General features: G+C 55.7%; 6 protein-coding genes. All 6 read right to left on the bottom strand.

The window, feature by feature from the left end:
* Positions 1–108: 108 nt before the first annotated feature.
* The gene (locus Q0Z71_RS02600; protein ID WP_298017802.1) at positions 109–1,611 is read right to left on the bottom strand and encodes a site-specific integrase; all 1,503 of its coding nucleotides are present in this window, start codon (positions 1,609–1,611) and stop codon (positions 109–111) included.
* Positions 1,575–2,777 carry a site-specific integrase gene (locus Q0Z71_RS02595; RefSeq protein ID WP_298017800.1) on the bottom strand — a complete coding sequence of 401 codons (1,203 nt, stop codon included), beginning with the start codon at positions 2,775–2,777 and terminating at the stop codon, positions 1,575–1,577. The genes Q0Z71_RS02600 and Q0Z71_RS02595 overlap by 37 nt, the downstream gene beginning before the upstream one ends.
* Before the next feature lie 99 nt (positions 2,778–2,876).
* Complete coding sequence (mobP3, locus tag Q0Z71_RS02590; RefSeq protein WP_298017797.1) at positions 2,877–4,622, bottom strand: MobP3 family relaxase; 1,746 nt, start codon at positions 4,620–4,622, stop codon at positions 2,877–2,879.
* Positions 4,610–5,038: a hypothetical protein gene (locus tag Q0Z71_RS02585; protein WP_298017795.1), complete on the bottom strand. Its 429-nt coding sequence runs from the start codon at positions 5,036–5,038 to the stop codon at positions 4,610–4,612. The genes mobP3 and Q0Z71_RS02585 overlap by 13 nt, the downstream gene beginning before the upstream one ends.
* Positions 5,039–5,353: 315 nt before the next feature.
* Positions 5,354–5,809, bottom strand: coding sequence for a helix-turn-helix domain-containing protein (locus Q0Z71_RS02580; RefSeq protein WP_363316668.1), 456 nt, complete (start codon positions 5,807–5,809; stop codon positions 5,354–5,356).
* Positions 5,809–6,018 carry a helix-turn-helix domain-containing protein gene (locus Q0Z71_RS02575; protein ID WP_298017790.1) on the bottom strand — a complete coding sequence of 70 codons (210 nt, stop codon included), beginning with the start codon at positions 6,016–6,018 and terminating at the stop codon, positions 5,809–5,811. The genes Q0Z71_RS02580 and Q0Z71_RS02575 overlap by 1 nt, the downstream gene beginning before the upstream one ends.
* Between the last annotated feature and the right edge of the window lie 177 nt (positions 6,019–6,195).

The raw sequence follows: 6,195 nt of genomic DNA, 5'->3' as shown, positions 1-6,195 counted from the left end.
TTCATTCTACCAGAGTTCTGCAAACCATGTCTCTTTTTATCCTCTATTCAATTTGCGCAACTTATCTTACCTTATCTGGGTGCTTGGCACCCATATCGGTGGTTTATTCTATTTAGTCCGTTTAGATTTCTTGCCTTTCTTACCCTCCAGAGCTTGGTCCTGTACCTCCCTTTTCGCTTTCTGCGCTTTCAGCTCCGCCAGCTCGGCTTTCATCTCCATGATGAGCACCTTCAGTTTCTCCTCGCACTCCTCGCGGGTGTGGGCGTAGACATTACGGGAGAGCTTTTTGCCGTTGATCCACATGGGCGAGTAGCGCCCCTCGTAGAGGTGGTCGTTGATCTGGCTGATGCATCCGGTGCCGGATTTGCGCTTGCGACCCATGTAGGGCTTGAAATCGGTTATTTTCGGCTTTTCCGACTGGGCCGGGGCAGGTTCCTGCCCTGGCTCCGAACCATCTTCTGACGGCACTGCCTTGCCGATTCCGCGGTCGATATTGGCGGCGGCTGTGCGCTGCATATCGTCGGTGATGTGCGTGTAGATGTCCAGTGTGGTCGCCGCCGACACATGGCCCAACATAGCGGAGAGGGTCTTCACATCCATGCCGTTCTCCAGTGCCAGCGTGGCGAATGTATGCCGCAAATCGTGGAACCGCACATGCTTGCACCCGGCGTGTTCCAGTATCAGTTGGAGCCGCTTGCGAACCACGCCGGGACCCAGGGGCATGTCCTCCTTCACCGGGGATGGAAACATCCAGCGGGAGTGTACCATTTCCTTATACTCCCGCAGCACCTCTACGACTGCGGGAGGCAGGACAATTTTGCGGATGGACGCTTTGGTTTTCGGTTTGCTCACCAGCAGTTCGCCCTTCACATCATAGACCTGCTTGTTGACAGTCAAGACGCCGGTCTTGAAGTCCAAATCGTCCCATTGGAGCGCCATCAGCTCACCGCGGCGCAAGCCTGTTGCCAGTTCCAGCAGGAACAGCTCATAGTAGCCCTCCGCCTGAGCCTGAATAAGAAACCGCTGCAGCTCGTCCCGTGTCAGCACCTGCATCTCCCGCGCCTTTTTTGGCGGCAGCTTACAGCCGATGGCCGGGTTCACACGGATTAGCCCGTCCTGCACCGCCTTCTCCAGCGCGGATCGGCAGGTGGCATGGCACATACGCACCATCCGGTCGGACAGTCCCTCGCCGTATAGCTCGGTGTGGCTTTTCCGGCCGTTCTTTTTTACCCGCCCGTAGAACTGCTGGAGGTCGTTCTGCGTCAGCTTGTTCAGTGGGATGTGGCCGATTTCCGGGATGATGTGCAGGCGGATGCGGCTTTCATAGGTTGCCTGAGTGGTAGGGCGGATCTTGGGTTTGCAGTGGTTCTCGTACCAAAACTGCAGCCAATCTCCGAAAGCCATGTCGGGCCGCACCTTTTCCGGTTTCAGCCCGCCGTATTCTTCCTTGAGCTTTTGGAGCTTTTCTACGCATTCTTTCTTCGTCTTCGCAAGGACATTCTTTGTCTTGGGATAACCATTGTCATCATAGCCGATGACGACCCGACCCTCCCAGCGTCCATCCTTGCGCTGCCTTACGGTTCCCTCGCCGGGCTTTCGTTTTCTTGCCACGGTTTCAACTCCTTTCCGAAGAGGTCCTCCATGAAGCCGCCCACGATGCCCGAAGCCTGCTTCTGCATATCCGAGGTGACGTGCGTATAGGTATCCAGCGTGAAGGACGCATTGGTGTGGCCCAGGATGCCGGACAGCGTCTTGGCGTCCACGCCGCTGGTGAGGGCGTGGGTGGCGAATGTATGCCTGAGATCGTGGAAGCGGATGCTGGGCAGACCCGCACGCTTCAGCAGTGTCTTCATGTGGTGATAGGCGGAGCTGGGATCTACGGGGTCTTCCGGTTTGACCGGGTTCGGGAAGATCCATTGGCTGATGGATCCCGCCTTGCGCCGGCGCAGAACGTCCGCAGTGCTCTTTGGCAGAATGATGGTGCGCATCCCCTGTCCGGTTTTCGTTTCGCCGACGGTGTACTCGCCCTTCTTCCTGCTGTGGAGCGTACGGCTCACTTTCAGCGTGCCGCACGCCTCGTCGAAGTCTTCCCACATGAGACCGCAGATCTCGCCCCGGCGCAGTCCGGTGGTCAGCTCGGTGTAGAAGAAGTCCCGCCAGACGTCATCCTTCTGAATGGCTTCCATGAAAGCATCCAGTTCCTTGTTGGTCAGAATTTGCTTGGGCTTATAGTTTGCCTTGGGAGCGGTAGCACCCTCCGTTGGATTCTTCGGGATGATGTGCGCCTGCACCGCGTCCTTCATCGCCTCATGGAGCAAGGAGTGTATGTGGTGAACCATAGAGTCGGAGAGCTGGTGACCGTACTCCGGATGGTCATTGATGCGCCCTTCCTTTTTCAGGCGGCGGTACATTCTCTGGATGTCCTGCGTGGTGATAAGGGATATCTGCTTGTGTCCGAGCTGCGGCTTGATGTAGGAATCGATGTACCGGCGGTAGCCGCTGAGCGTACTCGCCCGTATCGTTCCGGCTTTGTACTCCTCCAGCCAGCGGTCCAGCCATTCGCCCAGGGTCATGCGGCTGTCCTCGGTCAGCTCCACATCACGGTAGCTCTCGATACTCTGGTGGAGCTTGTCCAGCAGGTCCTTTTGCGTCTTCGCGTAGACATGACGGAACAGTGGCTCGCCGTTTTCTTTGTGACCGACAACGATGCGGCCCTCCCAGCGGCCATCGTCCCGCTTGCGTACCATGCCGTCTCCGGACGGCCTTCGTTTTGCCATTTGGGTCACCTCCTTGGTGGAATCCGTTTTTGGCAACACATACAACTACCACACTTTGCGTGAAATAGCTATCTGTATTTTGAAATAAGTTCATCTTTTTTACATTATCATGTCAGGCCACTGTTCTTCGTGATCGTCTGCCTTGTGTCCCATGGCGATGCGCTTTTCCTGGAGTTTTTTCAGTCTTTTGCGGTCGATCTGGATACCGCCGGGGCGGGACTTTGGCACGGAGTTGTCCCGGAATATCCGGCTCATGTGGTGGAGCAGCCGTGTCACCGCCAGCATCGCGGAGGGCGGACGGTTTTCCTCCTGGTGATCCAGGAGGAACTGTGCGTACTCGTTGCCCTGTTCCGCGGACTGCGTCAGCCAGTAGACCGCCTTCTCCTCATCATGGGCCACTTCCTTTCCTGTGAGATACATCTTTCCTAACATGTACTGGGCGTATGGATTTCCGCGCTCCGCTGATTTTGTGAACCACTCCACCGCTTGCACCGGATCTCTGTCGATGAACTCGCCCTTGAGATATTCTTTGGCCAGACGGTACATAGCGTAGCGGTTGCCGCCCTCAGCGGCGATGTTCAGCCACTCCATTCCCAGCTTGGTGTTGCACACTTCGAGGTCATCCGAGAGGTACAGCTTGGCGAGAGAATACTGCGCCACCAGATGGCCCTGCCGTGCCGCCTGCTCAAACCAGTACCGGGCGTTCACCGAATCAGGGATCAGCAGAGGACCATCCCGCCAGAGTTTTCCCATCAGGTGCTGCGCATACATATCTCCACTCTCTGCCATTTGATTCATCTCTTTGACGGCGTCCATACGGTCTTCCATTGGAATGTCATCATCCCGGATGATATCCCGCAGAGTCCAGTAGTTATAGGAGACATTTTGAAACTCTTCCGGCTCATCGTGCTGACTGAAGTCTTTCTCCTCAAAGGTGACCTCACCCAGCCGCAGTCCTTCCGCTTCCCGGATGACCGCGTTCTTAATCTGTCGGAACTCTTTCTGCTGTGACAATGGAATACGCTCCCGCTGCTCATCGTGATAGTAGCTGTCCACCTTGCCCTGAAGCACCAACCACTGTTCATAGCAATCGCGCACAGCGGGGAGCCGCTCCATTTCATCCACGATCTCATCCACCAATGACTTCAGCGGTTTTGGAAGATAGCCGTATGATTTCTTGCCCCTGACCGTATCCAGCCGTGCCGCCAGTTCCATTATGAGCTGCTCGGCGTCCGGATGGTCGCATACTCCTTCCTGCATAGAGCGCACCAGCTTCAGCATCGCCAGCCGCGCTTCCCGCACCAGTTCATCCCGCGACTCGGACTTCTGCTCATAGAGGTGGAGCATCTCGTTACGGAAGATATCGTTGGTGAGCTTGGACTTGATCTGGCGGATGCCTTCCTTGGAGAGATATCCGTATTTCGGGTCAGCGGACCAGGCCATCATGTGAATGTGCGGGTGCTCACCCTCATCGTGGAAGGCGGCGTACCACCGGAAGTCATTTGGCGGTATCTTCATCGCCGCCGCGATGTCGTTACGGTGCGCACGGATGAGGTTGCGCCACGCTGCGGCGTTGTCGTATCCTAACCGGGCAGCATCCTCGCGCCTGAGCGAGATGATGTGTGTCCAGATGTTGCCGGTGTAGTTTTGTAATTCGTCCACGGCCGCATCCAGATCCACACTATCTTCATCACCGAACAGACCGTGGGAACGGGGGCGCTCCGCCATGTACTCCATGTAGCCGGGAGGCAGCAGTTCCACACCTTCGCGGCTACCGATGTATTTCAGATATCCGCCAGCGCTGCCGCCTTTGATGTACGGGCTCTTGACAATCAGTCTTGCCATTCTTCATCCCACTCCTGTTCCTGACGGGAGCGTGCGCGCTTTTCCAGAGAGATGAGCCCGTTAGTGGCTTTCACATTGCGGACGCTCTCTGCGCGTCTGCGCTTCAGGTCATCCAGATCGATCTCGAACGCGTCCGCGATGATACCGATGACCAGATCCAGTTCCACATCTCTGGTGAATTCCCGACGGGCGATGTGATCTTCCAGCACACCCAGTCTTCCTTCAATGACAGACTGGATCGCTTCGGGCAGTAATGAGTTATCTCTGGCGGCCAAGTAGTCCGCATAGAAATTCACTGCCCTCTCCACGAACTCATTTTGGCTTTTGCAGTTGTCCGCCTGGTACCACTGCTCGATTTTTTGCTTGGTTTCCGGCTGCATTCTCAGTGCCAGCCGATCTCTTGTTTCAGTGCTCATAATTCCTCCATTTCTTTGTAAGACATCTTTGAAAATCCTGTAATACGGGGCTTTTCGGGGGTAGCTGACGCCAGAGGCCGATTTTTCTCCCATCAAAGACGCCAGCTTCCGCACCCCCGAAACTGCCCGCACTGCGGGCAGATGTGACAGACCCGGCGGCGTGAGCGACGCCAGGTCTTTATCCTGCTTTGCGTCGTCGCAAGCTCCATATCCCTCATTTCCGCCCCATAGGGCGAAAATCGCTCATTACGCTACTCCTCCTTCTCCCACCGAACCCGCTTCGCTGGGCTTCGGCGGGAACCTTGTTGCCCTCGATCATGCACTCATTCCTTCTTTCTCTAAATTGATAGACTTCTGTTTGTTGAGCCGTGCCAGCCGTTTCTCCATGCGCCGTCTGGATGCTTCCTCATCAGCACGCATGAGCTGCCGCTCGTGGTAGTAGTCCAGCGCTTCCTGAATCGGACAAATGGTGTAGCGTAGGCTACCGTTCATTCCACGGCCATCCTTTGCGGTGATCATAGTCTGTTCCGTGCGGATGAGATGACGTTCCTCCAGACTGCACACATATTTGCGCACTGTATTCTCACACAGCTTGGTGGCCTTGCCAATCGTTTTGTAGCTGGGCCAGCACTGGTGCGTCTCGCGATTCTCACACCGGAGCAGGTAGGCGTAGATCGAGATCTCACTGGAGTTCAGGTCGAGAGCGAACAGCTCATTGGGGAGCGGAAAATAATTTTTGATGGGATCGCGTTTGGGCCAGTGCCGGTACATCAATTTTCACCTCCGGTCTGCTGCTCCACCCACTGGCGGAACTTTTCCTTGGGTACCACGAAGCGGCTGCCGATGCGCAGAGACGGAAAGCCGTCCTCGTGCATGAGCTCGTATGCGCTGGAGATTGAGACACCCAGCGTCCTGGCCACTTGTGTGGCATTCAGGAACAGCGGGAGTTGGTCGTAGCTGGTGAACTGAGATTCTTTCATTGAACAATTTCCTCCTTTGATTTTTGATGGTTGATGGGCGGATGGTGTTGTTGCTTTCGGACATCACTCCTTGTTGTGGATTTGAAATCAGGCAAAAAATAAGGACAGAGACCACGCGGCCACCGTGGCTCTTGTCCTTTCACTTGATTATTCTGTGAGTTTTGGTATAATGAGATT

It is taken from the genome of uncultured Dysosmobacter sp. (assembly GCF_947631635.1).
In the GTDB taxonomy this organism is placed as follows: Bacteria; Bacillota; Clostridia; order Oscillospirales; family Oscillospiraceae; genus Oscillibacter.
The sequence above is the reverse complement of the archived record's forward strand: the minus strand, read 5'-3'. Positions and strand labels throughout refer to the sequence as shown.

Bases quoted from the DNA above. Each gene is read 5' to 3' on its own strand.
- Q0Z71_RS02575 (WP_298017790.1), bottom strand. From the start codon at position 6,018: ATGAAAGAATCTCAGTTCACCAGCTACGACCAACTCCCGCTGTTCCTG.
- mobP3 (WP_298017797.1), bottom strand. From the start codon at position 4,622: ATGGCAAGACTGATTGTCAAGAGCCCGTACATCAAAGGCGGCAGCGCT.
- Q0Z71_RS02585 (WP_298017795.1), bottom strand. From the start codon at position 5,038: ATGAGCACTGAAACAAGAGATCGGCTGGCACTGAGAATGCAGCCGGAA.
- Q0Z71_RS02580 (WP_363316668.1), bottom strand. From the start codon at position 5,809: ATGTACCGGCACTGGCCCAAACGCGATCCCATCAAAAATTATTTTCCG.
- Q0Z71_RS02595 (WP_298017800.1), bottom strand. From the start codon at position 2,777: ATGGCAAAACGAAGGCCGTCCGGAGACGGCATGGTACGCAAGCGGGAC.